At 64.1% G+C, this 16,066-nt stretch carries 12 protein-coding genes; all 12 read right to left on the bottom strand.

Going from position 1 to position 16,066, the window contains the following annotated elements:
• Positions 1 to 37 precede the first annotated feature (37 nt).
• A complete protein-coding gene (locus ACMGT0_RS21730; RefSeq protein ID WP_416769747.1) occupies positions 38 to 2,164 on the bottom strand; it encodes a TonB-dependent receptor family protein in 2,127 nt (708 codons plus the stop codon).
• A gap of 138 nt (positions 2,165 to 2,302) precedes the next feature.
• Positions 2,303 to 3,766: an NADH-quinone oxidoreductase subunit NuoN gene (nuoN, locus tag ACMGT0_RS21725; protein ID WP_054057223.1), complete on the bottom strand. Its 1,464-nt coding sequence runs from the start codon at positions 3,764 to 3,766 to the stop codon at positions 2,303 to 2,305.
• Positions 3,767 to 3,773: 7 nt separating this feature from the next.
• Positions 3,774 to 5,306: an NADH-quinone oxidoreductase subunit M gene (nuoM, locus tag ACMGT0_RS21720; protein WP_054057224.1), complete on the bottom strand. Its 1,533-nt coding sequence runs from the start codon at positions 5,304 to 5,306 to the stop codon at positions 3,774 to 3,776.
• A 40-nt stretch (positions 5,307 to 5,346) separates the two neighbouring features.
• Positions 5,347 to 7,200 carry an NADH-quinone oxidoreductase subunit L gene (gene nuoL, locus ACMGT0_RS21715; protein ID WP_054057225.1) on the bottom strand — a complete coding sequence of 618 codons (1,854 nt, stop codon included), beginning with the start codon at positions 7,198 to 7,200 and terminating at the stop codon, positions 5,347 to 5,349.
• Positions 7,197 to 7,505, bottom strand: coding sequence for an NADH-quinone oxidoreductase subunit NuoK (gene nuoK, locus ACMGT0_RS21710; protein WP_017131317.1), 309 nt, complete (start codon positions 7,503 to 7,505; stop codon positions 7,197 to 7,199). The genes nuoL and nuoK overlap by 4 nt, the downstream gene beginning before the upstream one ends.
• A gap of 4 nt (positions 7,506 to 7,509) precedes the next feature.
• Positions 7,510 to 8,010, bottom strand: a complete 501-nt coding sequence (gene nuoJ / locus ACMGT0_RS21705) for an NADH-quinone oxidoreductase subunit J (protein WP_054057226.1) — start codon at positions 8,008 to 8,010, stop codon at positions 7,510 to 7,512.
• 9 nt (positions 8,011 to 8,019) lie between these two features.
• Entirely contained in the window at positions 8,020 to 8,568 is a 549-nt protein-coding gene (gene nuoI / locus ACMGT0_RS21700) for an NADH-quinone oxidoreductase subunit NuoI (protein ID WP_017903633.1), read from the bottom strand.
• Between the two features lie 11 nt (positions 8,569 to 8,579).
• Entirely contained in the window at positions 8,580 to 9,587 is a 1,008-nt protein-coding gene (gene nuoH, locus ACMGT0_RS21695; protein WP_054057227.1) for an NADH-quinone oxidoreductase subunit NuoH, read from the bottom strand.
• On the bottom strand, positions 9,584 to 12,298 hold the full coding sequence (nuoG, locus tag ACMGT0_RS21690) for an NADH-quinone oxidoreductase subunit NuoG (protein WP_416769744.1): 2,715 nt from the start codon (positions 12,296 to 12,298) through the stop codon (positions 9,584 to 9,586). Before nuoG ends, nuoH begins: the two co-directional genes overlap by 4 nt.
• Before the next feature lie 127 nt (positions 12,299 to 12,425).
• On the bottom strand, positions 12,426 to 13,781 hold the full coding sequence (gene nuoF, locus ACMGT0_RS21685) for an NADH-quinone oxidoreductase subunit NuoF (RefSeq protein ID WP_010444603.1): 1,356 nt from the start codon (positions 13,779 to 13,781) through the stop codon (positions 12,426 to 12,428).
• Positions 13,778 to 14,275 carry an NADH-quinone oxidoreductase subunit NuoE gene (gene nuoE / locus ACMGT0_RS21680; protein ID WP_054057229.1) on the bottom strand — a complete coding sequence of 166 codons (498 nt, stop codon included), beginning with the start codon at positions 14,273 to 14,275 and terminating at the stop codon, positions 13,778 to 13,780. The genes nuoF and nuoE overlap by 4 nt, the downstream gene beginning before the upstream one ends.
• Before the next feature lie 2 nt (positions 14,276 to 14,277).
• Complete coding sequence (gene nuoC, locus ACMGT0_RS21675) at positions 14,278 to 16,059, bottom strand: NADH-quinone oxidoreductase subunit C/D (RefSeq protein ID WP_054057230.1); 1,782 nt, start codon at positions 16,057 to 16,059, stop codon at positions 14,278 to 14,280.
• Positions 16,060 to 16,066 lie beyond the last annotated feature (7 nt).

Here is a 16,066-nt window from a genome sequence, read left to right as displayed (position 1 = left end):
CCGACTTGCCCGCGAAAGGGCCCTGGCTTCGACCCAATCACTTGAAACTGTAGGAAATCCCGGCGTACACCCCCATGCCTTCGCCCGGCACCGAACGCGCCGCGTCGGCCCCCTTGTCGTCATAGCCTGGCACCACCAGCGCGGCATAGTGCTGGTTGGTGAGATTGCGCAGGTCCAGCCAGGTCTGCCAGTCCCGCTTGGGCGAGGCGTAGCCCAGGGTGGCGCCGAACAACGCGTAGGACGAGGCATGGCGGGAGTTGGCGTAGTCCACGGCCATGCGCGAGGCGACCTGGGTATTCAGGCCGAGGTAGACGCCGGTCGGATGGTCGTAGCGGATCTCGGCCTGGTAGTAGTGCTGTGGAATGCCGGGCAGGCGGTTGTCGCCAAAGGCTCGGTCATCGCGGTAATGGAAGTCGCTGAGGGTGTAGGCCTGGCGCAGGCTGACCTTGCCCAGGGCCGGACGCTCCCACAGCAGGCTCTCCAGGCCGGCTTCGATACCCTGGTGCACGGTGGGGCTGGCGTTCACTTCGCCGGTGATCGTGGCCTGGGTCTGGGTTGCGGCCTGCAGCTCCACGGTCAGCAACTCGTGACGTACGGCCGAGTAGTACCAGGCCAGGTCCCACTTGCCGAGCCAGGACTCGCCGCGGCTGCCCAGTTCCAGGGTGGTGGCGGTCTGGTTCTGCAGTTTGATCGGTGTGCTTTGCAGACCGATGGCCGCGCCATTTCCCGCGCCGAAGCGGGTGCCCGAACTCCAGATCAGTGACCACGGATGCGGTGGTTCGACCGAGCGGCTGAGGTTGCCGTAGACCTGCAATTGCGGATTGAACTGGTAGCGCAGGCCCACGCGCGGCGCGTAGTCCCAGTCATGCTGGCTGACCTTGCCGCCGCTGGCCGGATAACTCACCTCGCTTTCGCGGCGGGTATAGATCATTGCCAGGCCGGTGGTCAGCCAGAGGTCAGGCAGCAGCTCAAGGTCATTGCTGGCGTGCAGCACGTTGTCCGAGCCCTGGTAGCTGAAGTCACGGGTCTTGGTGCCGGCCGGATAGCCTGCGGTGTTGCCGACAGGTATCCGCACATATTCCGAGGCTCCACTGTTGGGCAGGTGCCTGGTGCTGCGCCAACCGACGGTGGTCTTGCTGTCCAGGCCGAACAGGGTGTCGCGACGGATGTAGTTCAGGGTGCCGCTGACGTCGGTATAGGCCACCTTGAGGCGGTTGGGGCCTTCGCGCAGGTCCATCGGGTAGTCGTGATAGACCAGCCCCACCTCCAGCTTCGAATCGTCGTCCAGGTACATCGTGGTCTTGCTGCCCAGCCAGGTACTGCCCGGTTGCGGACGGCTGGCGTCGCGGCTGAGGTAAGACGGGTTGGCCGCGCGCGGATGGTGCTTGATCTGGTCCTGGGTCACTCGCCCGGCCAGCTCGTTGTCGGTTTCGCGATAGCGCAGGTAGAGGCGTGTCTCCAGCTCCGGGCTGAAGCGATAGCCGACGTTCGCCGCAATGCCCTTGCTGCTGCCTTGGGTATGGTCCTGGTAACCGTCGTAGTCCGAGTCGGTCAGCGACACGTAATAGTCCAGATCGCCCAGCACCTGCCCGGAGCTGATCTGGCGTTTGCGGTAGCCATAACTGCCGGTTTCGTAGCGCACCTGCAGGGGCGCGGCATCCCGCCCGGTGTGGGTGATGTAGTCGATGGCGCCACCGAGGGCCAGCGAGCCGCGCTCGAAACCGTTGGCACCGCGCAACACTTCGGCGCGGCTCAGCCACAGCGGCTCGAACAACTCGTAGGGTGTGCCGCCGGGACCGGTCAGCGGCAGGCCGTCGAACATCGTGTAGACACCCGAGCCGTGGGCGCCGGGCGCGCGGTTGATGCCCGAGCCGCGAATCGACACCTTGGTGCCGTCGTTGCCGGCCGACTGGGCATATACCCCGGGCTGATAGGCAAGCACATCCTGGTTGCCGGCGACACGGCCGTTCTCCACCTTGCCCAGGTCGACCAGGTTGCTGGCACCGGGCACCTGCTGCAATTGCTCGCGGGCTTCATCGATCTCGCTGACCTCCTCGCTGCGCACCTGGACTTCACCCAACTCGACGGAGGCGGGGGCGGCTTGCAACGGCGTACTGCACAAAAGGGCGAAAGGGAGCAGGGAAGAGGGGAGGGCGGTGCGCATCGACAGGTGCTCGGCGGAACAGGGCGGGCCAGCCTATAGAAGTCGAGAATGGTTCGCAACGCATTCGGCAGGCCCTGAAAACAAAACACCCCGCCAGAGTTGCCTCGGGCGGGGTGTCGGGTCCGGCTGGCCGTTTGCTTAGCTGGCCAGGACCGCGTGTTGCACCAGTTCCAGCAGCGGTTGCGGGTACACGCCGAGGAAGAAGGCCAGGATCGCGATCGCCAGCAGCATCACGCCACCCGCACGTTGTTCCCAGTGCAGTTGGGCATCGTGACGACGCAGGTTCGGCTCGATCAGGTACAGGGTGACCATCACGCGCAGGTAGTAGAAGACGCCGATGGCGCTACCGACCACCAGGGAGCCGATCAGCCACCAGTGCTGGGACTCGACACCGGTCGCGATGATGTAGAACTTGCCGATGAAGCCGGCGGTCAGCGGGATGCCGGCCAGGGACAGCATCATCACGGTCAGTACGGCGGTCAGGTACGGACGGCGCCAGAACAGGCCGCGGTACTCGTACAGGGCATCCATGTCGCGACCGTTGTACGGCGAGGACATCAGGGTGATCACGCCGAAGGCGCCGAGGCTGGTGATCACGTAGGTGACCAGGTACACGCCCATGGCTTCCAGCGCCAGGCCCTTGCTCGCCACCAGGGCGATCAGCAGGTAGCCGAAGTGGGCGATGGACGAGTAACCGAGCAGACGCTTGAGGTTGCTCTGGGTCAGCGCCAACAGGTTACCGACCAGGATCGAGGCTACGGCGATGACCGCCAGGACGTTGCTCAGTACGCCGCTGCTGGCCACCGGCGAGATCTGGAACAGGCGAATCATCACGGCGAACACGGCGACCTTGCTGGCGGTGGCCAGGAAGGCCGCTACCGGTGCCGGGGCGCCTTCGTAGACGTCCGGGGTCCAGAGGTGGAACGGTACCAGCGACAGCTTGAACGCCAGGCCGACCAACATCATGCCCAGGCCCAATTGGGCGATCGGGCTTGGCAGGCCGGTGGCCGCCAGGGCCTGGCCGATACCGGTGAAGCTCAGGGTGCCGGCTTCGGCGTAGAGCAGGGCCATACCGAACAGCAGGAACGCGGAACCGGCGGCCGACAGCACCATGTACTTGATACCGGCTTCCAGCGAACGCTTGTTGAAGAACGCGTAGGCCACCAGGCCGTAGACCGGTACCGAGAGCAGTTCCAGGCCGATGAACAGGCTGGCCAGTTGCTGCGCGCTGACCAGCACCAGGCCACCGGCGGCGGCCATCAGGATCAGCAGGTACAGTTCTTCACGGTTGCCCGGGTAGCCCGAACCGCCATCGCCCAGGTAGGCGTGGGCGAGGGTGACGCAAGCCAGGGTGGCGACCAGGATCAGCGCCATGTACAGGCAGGCGAAGTCGTCGATCTGGACCAGCGGGGTCACCGCCAGCGGGGCGACTTTCAGGGCTGGCAGGATCGACAGCAGCGCCAGGTTGAGACCGGCACAGGACAGCAGGAAGGTCTGTGAGTGGTTACGGCGCCAGGCGATCGCCAGCATCACCACGATAATGGTGAGGCTGGTGATCAGCAGCGGCGCCAGCGCGATAAAGTGTTGAATCGTGAATTCCATAGCGCTCTTACCGGGCCGAAGCGAGTTGAGTGAAGGCGGTGCCGAGCCACTGCTGCACGCCATGCATGGTGGCGGCAGAGGTGTCGAGGAACGGTTGCGGGTACACGCCGAGGTAGATCAGCAGTACTGCAAGGCCGAGCACCATGGTCAGTTCACGACCGTCCATACCGTGCAGCACTTCATCGGACTTGGCCGGGCCGAAGTAGGCGCGGTGGATCATGATCAGCGAGTAGACCGAACCGAACACCAGGCCGGACGTGGCGATGGCGGTGATCCATGGCGCGCTGACGAAGGTACCGATCAGGATCAGGAACTCGCCGACGAAGTTGCCGGTACCCGGCAGCCCCAGGGAGGCGGCGGCGAAGAACAGGCTGATGGCCGGCAGGTAGGCGATCTTCGACCACAGGCCGCCCATTTCACGCATGTCGCGGGTGTGGGTACGCTCGTACAACTGACCGCTGAGGATAAACAGGGCCGCTGCCGACAGGCCGTGGGCCAGCATCTGGATCACCGCGCCTTGCAGGGCCTGCTGGCTGCCGGAGTAGATACCGATCAGCACGAAGCCCATGTGCGAGACGCTGGAGAAGGCGATCAGGCGCTTGATGTCGGTCTGGGCGAAGGCCAGGAAGGCACCGTAGAAGATCCCGATCAGACCCAGGGTCATGGCGATCGGCGCGAACTCGGCCGAGGCGTTCGGGAACAGCGGCAGGGCGAAACGCAGCAGGCCGTAGGCCGCGGTCTTCAGCAGGATACCGGCGAGGTCGACGGAACCGGCGGTCGGTGCCTGGGCGTGGGCATCAGGCAGCCAGGAGTGGAACGGTACCACCGGCAGCTTCACCGCGAAGGCGATGAAGAAGCCGAGCATCAGCAGGTACTCGACACCGTGCGACATCTTGGTCTTCAGCAGGTCGGCGTAATTGAAGGTGATCACGCCGGTGTTGTTGAAGTTCACCAGGACCAGGCCGAGGATCGCCACCAGCATGATCAGGCCGGAAGCCTGGGTGAAGATGAAGAACTTGGTCGCCGCGTAGATCCGGGTCTTCTTGCCGTCCGAGGAGCTGTGACCCCAGAGCGCGATGAGGAAGTACATCGGCACCAGCATCATTTCCCAGAAGAAGAAGAACATGAACAGGTCGAGGGCGAGGAATACGCCGACGACACCGCCCAGGATCCACATCAGGTTCAGGTGGAAGAAGCCCACGTGGCGCTGGATCTCTTTCCACGAGCAGAGTACCGAGAGGATACCCAGCAGGCCGGTCAGCAGGATCATCAGCAGCGACAGGCCGTCGAGGGCCAGGTGCACGTTGATGCCGAAGCGCTGGATCCAGACGTGCTTGAACTCGATGGCCCAGGTCGGATCGGCGCCAGGCGCCGGTGCCAGGTGGTAATCCCCGTGCGCCCACAGCCAGAGGCCGAGGGCGAGTTCGAGGGTCATGGTCAGCAGCGCAATCCAGCGGGGGAGGGTGGCGCTGGTGCGCTCACCCAGCCAGCACAGCAGGCCGCCGATGAAGGGGATCAGGATTAGCCAAGGCAGAATCATGACGGGCTCAATTCCTTTCGCAATGTCGCAAGGTTCATAGTCAGACCGCTACCAGTACGATGGCGCCGAGCACCACGACTGCACCAGCGGCGATCGACGCGGCATACCAACGCAGTTGACCGGTCTCGCTGCGGCTCAGGGCGGTGTGACCGCCCTTGGCCAGGCGCGGGATCAGGCCGATGGTCTGGTCGAGCGGGTCTTTGCGCAGCACATGGCTGATCGCCAGGTAAGGCTTGACGAACAGTTTGTCGTAGATCCAGTCGAAGCCCCAGGCGGCGAACCACCAGGCCGAAAGGATGCGTCCGATACCGCTGTTGGCGATGGCCGTCACGAAGCGACGCTTGCCCAGGAACAGCACCGCAGCCAGCAGGATACCGGCCAGGGCGATGGCGCCCGAGGCGATTTCCAGGCTGTGCTTGGCTTCGCCGCCGGCGTGACCGGCGCTTTCCGGCAGTACGCCGGCCAGTGGTGGGTGAATCCAGGCACCGACGAAGGTCGACAGCACGATCAGCACGCCCAGCGGCAGCCAGTGGGAGATACCGTGGCCGGCATGGGCTTCGGTCTTGGCTTCGCCGTGGAAGGCGATGAAGATCAGGCGGAAGGTGTACAGCGAGGTCATGAACGCACCGACCAGGCCGGCGTACAGCAGGCCATGGTTACCGCTGGCGAAGGCTTCCCAGAGGATTTCGTCCTTGGAGTAGAAGCCGGCGGTCACGATCGGCAGGGCGGCCAGGGCGGCACCACCGACGATGAAGCTGGCGTAGGCCAGTGGCAGTTTTTTCCACAGACCGCCCATCTTGAAGATGTTCTGCTCGTGGTGGCAGGCGACGATCACCGCACCGGAGGCAAGGAACAGCAGGGCCTTGAAGAAGGCGTGGGTCATCAGGTGGAAGATCGCGCCTTCCCAGGCGCCGACGCCCAGGGCCAGGAACATGTAGCCGATCTGGCTCATGGTCGAGTAGGCGAGGATACGCTTGATGTCGGTCTGAACCAGCGCGGCGAAGCCGGCGAGAACCAGGGTCACGCCACCGACGATTCCCACCAGATGCAGGATATCCGGCGCCAGGGCGAACAGGCCGTGGGTACGGGCGATCAGGTAGACACCGGCGGTCACCATGGTCGCAGCGTGGATCAGTGCCGAAACCGGGGTAGGACCGGCCATCGCGTCGGCCAGCCAGGTCTGCAGGGGCAGTTGGGCCGATTTACCGACCGCACCACCGAGCAGCAGCAGGGTCGCCAGCACGATCCAGAAGTCGCCGACCTTGAAGTGCTCAGGCGCCTTGACCAGCAGTTCCTGGATGTTCAGGGTGCCCAGCTGCTGGAACAGGATGAACAGGCCGATGGCCATGAACACGTCGCCGATGCGGGTGACGATGAACGCCTTCAGTGCCGCGTTACCGTTGTTGCGGTTGCTGTAGTAGAAACCGATCAACAGGTAGGAGCACAGGCCCACGCCTTCCCAGCCGAAGTACACGAACAGCAGGTTATCGCCGAGCACCAGGAACAGCATGCTGGCGATGAACAGGTTGGTGTAGGAGAAGAAGCGCGAGTAGCCGTCTTCACCGCGCATGTACCAGGAGGCGAACAGGTGGATCAGGAAACCCACCCCGACCACCACACCGAGCATGGTGATCGACAGGCCGTCGATGTACAGGGCGAAGTTGGGGGCGAAGCCCTCCACCGACATCCACTGCCACAGCACCAGGGTGTAGTGGCCGCCTTCAGGAGGCGCGACGTTGAACTGCCAGATCACGTAGGCGGCGACGATCGCCGACAGGCCGATGGAGCCGACGCCGATCAGGGCCGAGAGGTTTTCCGAGAGACGTCCACGGGAGAACGACAGCAGCAGGAAACCGATCAGGGGGAATACGAAAGTCAGAAAGATCATGTTCATCCGCGCATCTCACTGGCAGCGTCGATATCGAGCGTGTGGAAGCGGCGATACAGTTGCAGCAGGATCGCCAGGCCGATACTGGCCTCGGCGGCTGCCAGGCTGATCACCAGGATGAACATGATCTGTCCATCCGGTTGCGCCCAGCGTGCGCCCGCGACGATGAAGGCCAATGCGGCGGCGTTCATCATCACTTCCAGGCTCATCAGCACGAAGAGAATGTTGCGGCGGACCATCAGGCCGACCAGGCCGAGGCAGAACAGGATGCCGGCGACGGCCAGACCATGTTCCAGAGGGATAGCAGGCATCGTATTACTCCTTCGCCTCGTTGCGGCCCAGGTGGAAAGCCGTGATGGCTGCGGCGAGCAGCAGCATCGAGGCCAGTTCGACGACCAGCAGGTATGGACCGAACAGGCTGATGCCCACGGCCTTGGCGCCTACGGTGGTTTGACCGATGCCGACACCGCTGCTGTGGCTGAACAGCACGTACAGCAGTTCGGCCAGCAGCAGGGCGGCGAGGATCACCGGCCCGATCCAGATCCCGGGCTTGAGCCAGGTGCGTTCCTGCAGCACCGAGGCGGGACCGAGGTTGAGCATCATCACCACGAAGACGAACAGCACCATGATGGCGCCGGCGTAGGCGATCACTTCCAGGGCGCCGGCGAACGGGGCGCCGAGGCTGAAGAAGGTCATCGCCACGGCGATCAGCGAAATGATCAGGTAGAGCAGGGCGTGCACGGGGTTGGTGTTGGTGATCACGCGAAGCGTGGACACCACTGCGATACCCGATGCGAAATAGAAAGCGAATTCCATCGTTCTTCCTTAAGGCAGCAAGCTCTTCACGTTGATCGGTTCGGCTTCGTTCTGGGCGGCGCCTTTCGGCTTGCCGGCAACGGCCATACCTGCAACACGATAGAAGTTGTAGTCAGGGTTCTTGCCGGGGCCGGAGATCAGCAGATCTTCCTTTTCGTAAACCAGATCCTGACGTTTGAACTCGGCCATTTCGAAATCCGGCGTCAGCTGGATCGCGGTGGTCGGGCAGGCTTCCTCGCAGAGACCACAGAAAATGCAGCGCGAGAAGTTGATGCGGAAGAACTCCGGGTACCAACGACCGTCGTCGGTCTCGGCCTTCTGCAGCGAGATGCAACCGACCGGGCAGGCCACGGCACACAGGTTGCACGCCACGCAGCGCTCTTCGCCATCGGGGTCGCGGGTCAGGACGATGCGGCCGCGGTAGCGCGGTGGCAGGTAGACCGGCTCTTCCGGGTATTGCAGGGTGTCGCGCTTGCGAAAGCCATGGCCGAAAATCATCACCAGGCTTCGCAGCTGGGTACCGGTACCCTTAACGATGTCACCAATATATTTGAACATGGGTCAAATCCTCACTGAACCGCGCCGGCGGGCGTGTTCAACAACACGAGCGCAGCGGTCACCAGCATATTGATCAGGGTCAGTGGCAGGCAGAATTTCCAGCTGAAGTCCATCACCTGGTCATACCGTGGGCGCGGGATCGAGGCGCGCAGCAGGATGAACATCATGATGAAAAACGCGGTCTTCAGGGCGAACCAGACGAACGACAGTTGCGGCAGGATGCCGAACGGACCGTGCCAGCCACCGAAGAACAGGGTGACCAGCAGTGCCGAGATCAGGATGATGCCGATGTACTCGCCAACGAAGAACATGCCCCATTTCATGCCGGCGTATTCAATATGGTAGCCGTCGGCCAGTTCCTGTTCCGCTTCCGGCTGGTCGAAGGGGTGACGGTGAGTCACGGCCACGCCGGCGATGAAGAAGGTCAGGAAACCGAAGATCTGCGGGATGATGAACCACAGGTGCTGGGCCTGGTATTCAACGATGTCGCGCATGTTGAACGAGCCGACCTGGACCACGATGCCCATCAGCGACAGGCCCATGAACACTTCGTACGAAACGGTCTGGGCCGAGGCCCGCAGACTGCCGAGCAGGGCGTACTTGTTGCTGCTCGACCAGCCGGCGAACAGTACGGCGTACACCGACAGGCCGGCCATGGCGAAGAAGAACAGCAGGCCGATGTTCAGGTCCGCCACACCCCAGGTCGGGGTGATCGGGATGATCGCGAAGGCGATCAGCAGGGCGCTCATGGCGACCACCGGTGCCAGGGTGAAGATCACCTTGTCGGCGAACGGTGGGGTCCAGTCTTCCTTGAAGAACATCTTCAGCATGTCGGCGGCGATCTGGAACATGCCGAACGGGCCGACGCGGTTCGGACCGTAGCGGTCCTGCCACCAGCCCAGCAGGCGACGTTCGACGAAGCTCAGCAGTGCGCCGCAGACCACCACGGCCAGCAGGACCACGATGGCCTTGATGACCGTGAGGATCACGTCAATCACTTCAGGGGTGAACCAGGTCATTGAGCCGCCTCCTGCAGACCGTCAACGGATTTGCCGAAAATCGCCGGCGGGATACCGGCCAGGCCAGCCGGCAGGGCTACCAGGCCAGCGCCCAGTTGTTCATTGACGCGCAGCGGCAGACGCAGGGTGGTGCCGGCCACGTTGAGGCTCAGCAGGGCACCGTCGTTGACGCCCAGGCGGTCCGCTTCGGACTTGGCCAGTGCGACGTAGGCGGCCGGGATGCGCTCCTGCACCGGCGCGGCCTTCGAGGAGTTCTCCTCGCTGCCGAACAGATGATAGAACGGTACCGCCTGCCAGGTGCCGCGCGATGGCGAGAAGGCAGCCGGTACGCTGGTGAACCAGCCCAGGTTGTCGCCACGGCTTTCGATCAGGCGGATGCCCGGGTCACCGGCACGAATGTGGCCGCCGACTTCATCCTGGAACTTGTTCCAGGCCTGTGGCGAGTTCCAGCCCGGCGACCAGGCGAACGGCACCTGCTGGCGCGGTTCGGCGGAGCCCGAGTAGCCTTCCATGGAGAAGGCGAACGCGGTGTCCTGATCCTGCGGGGTGCGTGGCTCGTGCACGCTGATGTTGGCGCGCATGGCGGTACGACCGGAGTAGCGCAGCGGTTCGCGGGCCAGTTTCAGGCCCTTGATGCGGAACGCAGCCGACGGTGCGGCGTCGACGATAGCGGCCAGTTGCGGCGCGCTGGCGGCGCAGGCGGCGGTGACGTGGTCCAGCTGGGTCCAGTCCACCGGCTTGTTCAGCAGGGTCGCACGCAGGGCGTGCAGCCAGCGCCAGCCTTCGTGAACCAGGATGCTGGCGTCCATGTATTGCGGGTCGAAGACCTGGAAGAAGCGCTGGGCGCGGCCTTCCTGGCTGACCAGGGTGCCGTCGCCTTCGGCGAAGGTCGCCGCCGGCAGCACCAGGTGGGCGCGGTCGGTGGTGGCGGTCTTCTGGTGGTCGGCAACGATCACCACCTTGGCGGCCTTGAGGGCGGCGTCGACCTTGGCGGCGTCGGTACGGGTGAACAGGTCGTTCTCCAGCACCACGATGGCATCGGCACGGCCGGAAATCACCGCGTCCAGGGCGGCATCGACGGACTCGCCACCGAACATGGCCAGGCCGAGGCTGTTGGCCTCAGGCACGACCAGGCTGATGGAGCCTGCCTTCTCGCGCAGCTTCAGGGCCTTGGCGATGTTCGCCGCGGCTTCGATCAGTGCCTTGGAACCCAGGGAGGTACCGGCGATGATCAGTGGGCGCTTGGCCGCGAGCAGGGCGTCGGCGATACGCTGGGCCAGTTCGCGGGCTTCGCTGTCCAGGCCTTCGACGGCCGGTGCGCTGGCGTCCAGGGCGTGGGCCACGGCGAAGCCGAGGCGGGCCAGGTCATCCGGTGCGGCGTGCACGCACTCCTCGGCGACGTCGTCGAGCTTGGTTTCCGCGAGGCTGGCGATGAACAGCGGATTCAGCGCGTTCTGGCCGATGTTTTTCACCGCGGCGTTGAGCCACGGCTGTACGCGCATCGCGTCGGCCATGTCCTCGGCCTTGCCCTTGACCGACTGGCGCAGGGCCAGGGCCAGGCGGGCGGCGGTCTGGGTCAGGTCTTCACCGAGGACGAACACGGCGTCGTGGTCTTCGATGTCGCGCAGGTTCGGCACGGGCAGCGGGCTGTCCTTGAGGACTTGCAGCACCAGGCGGATGCGCTCCAGCTCGGACGCTTCGATACCCGAGTAGAAGTGCTCGGCACCGACCAGTTCCTGCAGCGCGTAGTTGCTTTCCAGGCTGGCGCGCGGCGAACCGATGCCGACGATGTTGCGACCGCGCAGCAGCTCGGCGGCCTTGTCCAGGGCGTTGTCCAGGCTCAGCCTGGTGCCGTCGGCCAGCAGTGGCTGGCGTGGACGGTCGGCGCGGTTGACGTAGCCGTAACCGAAGCGGCCACGGTCGCACAGGAAGTACTGGTTCACCGAACCGTTGAAACGGTTTTCGATGCGCCGCAGTTCGCCGTAGCGCTCACCGGGGCTGATGTTGCAACCGCTGGAGCAGCCATGGCAGATGCTCGGGGCGAACTGCATGTCCCACTTGCGGTTGTAGCGCTCGGAGTGGGTCTTGTCGGTGAACACACCGGTCGGGCAGACCTCGGTGAGGTTGCCGGAGAACTCGCTTTCCAGGGTGCCGTCTTCGACGCGACCGAAGTACACGTTGTCGTGGGCGCCGAATACGCCCAGGTCGGTGCCGCCGGCGTAGTCCTTGTAGAAGCGCACGCAGCGGTAGCAGGCGATGCAGCGGTTCATCTCGTGGGCGATGAACGGACCGAGTTCCTGGTTCTGGTGGGTGCGCTTGGTGAAGCGATAACGGCGCTCGTTGTGGCCGGTCATCACGGTCATGTCTTGCAGGTGGCAGTGACCGCCTTCCTCGCAGACCGGGCAGTCGTGCGGGTGGTTGGTCATCAGCCATTCGACGACACTGGCGCGGAACGCCTTGGACTCTTCGTCGTCGATGGAAATCCAGGTGTTGTCGGTAGCCGGGGTCATGCAGGACATGACGATACGACCACGGGTGTCGTTCTCGTCGTTGTACTGCTTGACCGCGCACTGGCGACAGGCACCGACGCTGCCAAGAGCGGGGTGCCAGCAGAAATAAGGAATGTCGAGGCCCAGCGACAGACATGCCTGTAACAGGTTGTCTGCCCCGTTGACTTCGAGTGCCTTGCCGTCTACGTGGATAGTGGCCATGGTTCAAAGTTCTTCGTTGGCCCGCGTCTGCGGGCGTGGCTAATGGAATCCTGTACTCGCCTGGCGCGTCTAGGCGCGGCTGCAGACGAGGAAGAGGGCGGCATGCACCGCCCCCCTTCGATACGTGTTATGCGCCGACTACGATCGGCCGTGCCAAAGGCGGGACGGCAGCCCCAGCGGGGGCGATGCCGGCCTCGAACTCCGGACGGAAATACTTGATTGCGCTGCCCAATGGCTCCACGGCGCCCGGTGCGTGGGCACAGAAGGTCTTGCCCGGGCCGAGGAAGCCGACCAGACCCAGCAGGGTCTCGATGTCGCCGGCCTGGCCCTGGCCTTTCTCCAGGGCGCGCAGCAGCTTGACGCTCCACGGCAGGCCATCGCGGCAAGGGGTACAGAAACCGCACGACTCACGGGCGAAGAACTCTTCCATGTTGCGCAGCAGCGAAACCATGTTGATGCTGTCGTCGACCGCCATGGCCAGGCCGGTACCCATCCGGGTGCCGACCTTGGCGATGCCGCCGGCGTACATCTGGGCATCCAGATGCTCGGGCAGCAGGAAGCCGGTACCGGCGCCGCCAGGCTGCCAGCACTTGAGCTTGAAGCCGTCGCGCATGCCGCCGGCGTAGTCTTCGAACAGCTCGCGGGCGGTCACGCCGAACGGCAATTCCCACAGGCCCGGGTTCTTCACCTTGCCGGAGAAGCCCATCAGCTTGGTGCCGTGGTCCTCGCTGCCTTCGCGGGCGAGGGACTTGTACCAGTCGACGCCGTTGCCGATGATCGCCGGCACGTTGCACAGCGTCTCGACGTTGTTCACGCAGGTCGGCTTGCCCCAGACGCCAACGGCGGCAGGGAAGGGCGGCTTGGAGCGCGGGTTGGCGCGACGGCCTTCGAGGGAGTTGATCAGTGCGGTTTCTTCACCGCAGATGTAGCGCCCGGCACCGGTGTGGACGAACAGCTCGAAGTCGAAGCCGCTGCCGAGGATGTTCTTGCCCAGCAGGCCCGCAGCCTTGGCTTCTTCCACGGCACGGTTGAGGTGCCGGGCGGCGGTGACGTACTCGCCGCGCAGGAAGATGTAGCCACGGTAGGTCTTCAGCGCACGGGCGCTGATCAGCATGCCTTCGATCAGTTGATGGGGCAGTTGCTCCATCAGCATGCGGTCCTTCCAGGTGTTGGGCTCCATTTCATCCGCGTTGCACAGCAGGTAGCGGATGTTCATGGATTCGTCTTTGGGCATCAGGCCCCACTTGACCCCGGTGGGGAAGCCCGCACCGCCGCGGCCCTTGAGGCCGGAGTCCTTCACGGTCTGGACGATATCGTCGGCGGCCATGTCGGCGAAGGCCTTGCGCGCGGCGGCGTAGCCGTTCTTGGCCTGGTACTCGTCGAGCCATACCGGCTCGGCATCGTCACGCAGGCGCCAGGTCAGCGGGTGGGTTTCTGCCGTGCGCGCGATGCGGTTGGCAGGGCCGAAGGAAGTCAGGGTCATACGTAGCCCTCCAGCAGTTTGTCGACGCCGGCGGCGGTTACGTCGCCGAAGGTGTCGTCGTCGATCATCAGGGCCGGGGCCTTGTCGCAGTTGCCCAGGCAGCACACCGGCAGCAGGGTGAAGCGGCCGTCGGCGGTGGTCTGGCCGAGGCCGATGCCCAGCTTGTTCTGGATTTCGCTGACCACCGACTCGTGGCCGCCGATATAGCAGACCATGCTGTCGCAGACGCGAATGACGTGGCGACCGACCGGCTGGCGGAAGATCTGGCTGTAGAAGGTCGCGACACCTTCGACGTCGCTGGCCGGAATGCCGAGGATCTCGCCGATGGCGTAGACCGCGCCGTCAGGCACCCAGCCACGTTCCTTCTGGACGATCTTCAGGGCTTCGATGGACGCCGCGCGCGGGTCCTCGTAGTGATGCATCTCGTGCTCGATGGCCGAGCGCTCGGTTTCGCTGAGGGCGAAACGGTCTGTCTGGATGAGCGTGCTGTTCATGCTTAGCGGTCCACGTCGGCCATAACGAAGTCGATACTACCCAGGTACGCGATCAGGTCCGCGACCATGCTGCCGCGGATCACCGATGGGATCTGCTGCAGGTGCGGATAGCTTGGCGTACGAATCCGGGTGCGGTAGCTCATGGTGCCGCCATCGCTCGTCAGGTAATAACTGTTGATGCCCTTGGTCGCCTCGATCATCTGGAAGGATTCGTTGGCCGGCATGACCGGGCCCCACGAAACCTGCAGGAAGTGCGTGATCAGGGTTTCGATGTGCTGCAGCGTGCGCTCTTTCGGCGGCGGCGTGGTCAGCGGGTGATCCGCCTTGTACGGGCCTTCCGGCATGTTGCGCAGGCACTGGTCGATGATCCGCACGCTCTGGCGCATCTCCTCGACGCGGACCATGCAGCGGTCGTAGGCATCACCGTTGGCCGCCAGCGGTACTTCGAAGTCGAAGTTCTGGTAGCCGGAGTACGGACGCGCCTTGCGCAGGTCGAAATCGCAACCGGTGGAACGCAGGCCGGCACCGGTGACGCCCCACTCCAGGGCTTCCTTGGTGTTGTACTGGGCCACGCCGATGGTACGACCCTTGAGAATACTGTTCTGCAGGGCGGCCTTGGTGTACTCGTCCAGGCGCTTGGGCAGCCATTCGACGAACTCCTTGACCAGCTTGTCCCAGCCCCGAGGCAGGTCGTGGGCGACGCCACCGATGCGGTACCAGGCCGGGTGCAGACGGAAGCCGGTGATGGCCTCGATCACCTTGTAGGCGCGCTGGCGGTCGGTGAAGGTGAAGAACACCGGAGTCATCGCACCGACGTCCTGGATGTAGGTACCCAGGAACAGCAGGTGGCTGGTGATCCGGAAGAACTCGGCCATCATGATGCGGATGGTGTCGACCCGGTCCGGCACCTTGATGCCGGCCAGTTTTTCCACCGAGAGCACGTACGGCAGGTTGTTCATCACCCCGCCGAGGTAGTCGATACGGTCGGTGTAGGGGATGAAGCTGTGCCAGGACTGACGCTCGGCCATCTTCTCGGCACCACGGTGGTGGTAGCCGATGTCCGGTACGCAGTCGACGATCTCTTCACCGTCCAGTTGCAGGACGATACGGAAGGCACCGTGGGCCGAAGGGTGGTTCGGGCCGAGGTTGAGGAACATGTAGTCCTCGTTCGGGCCGGACCGCTTCATGCCCCAGTCTTCCGGATTGAAGCGCGCGGCTTCCTCTTCCAGTTGTTGCTTGGCCAGGGTCAGGCTGTAGGGATCGAACTCGGTGGCGCGGGCAGGGTAGTCCTTGCGCAGCGGGTGGCCTTCCCAGGTCGGCGGCATCATGATGCGCGACAGGTGCGGGTGGCCTTTGAAGTCGATGCCGAACATGTCCCAGACTTCGCGTTCGTTCCAGTTGGCGTTCGGCCAGATGCTGGTGACGCTGGGCAGGCTGAGGTCGCTTTCGGACAAGGCGACCTTGATCATTACGTCACTATTACGCTCGATCGAGAGCAGATGATAGAAGACGCTGAAATCGGCGGCCGGCAGGCCCTGGCGCTTGGTGCGCAGACGCTCGTCCACGCCGTGCAGGTCATAGAGCATGACGTACGGCTTGGGCAGGTTGCGCAGGAAGGTCAGGACTTCGACGAGTTGGGCGCGGCTCACCCACAGCACCGGCATGCCGGTGCGGGTGGCCTGGGCGGTGAAGGCCTCGGCGCCAAAACGGTTGTTCAGTTCGACGACCACATCCTGGTCGTCAGCCTTGTAAGGCGGGATGTACAGAGCACTGCCTGTAGTCATGGTTTTT

It is taken from the genome of Pseudomonas sp. RHF3.3-3, assembly GCF_048069595.1.
Classification (GTDB): Bacteria; Pseudomonadota; Gammaproteobacteria; order Pseudomonadales; family Pseudomonadaceae; genus Aquipseudomonas; species Aquipseudomonas fuscovaginae_B.
This window is presented reverse-complemented; position numbering and strand designations above follow the sequence as displayed.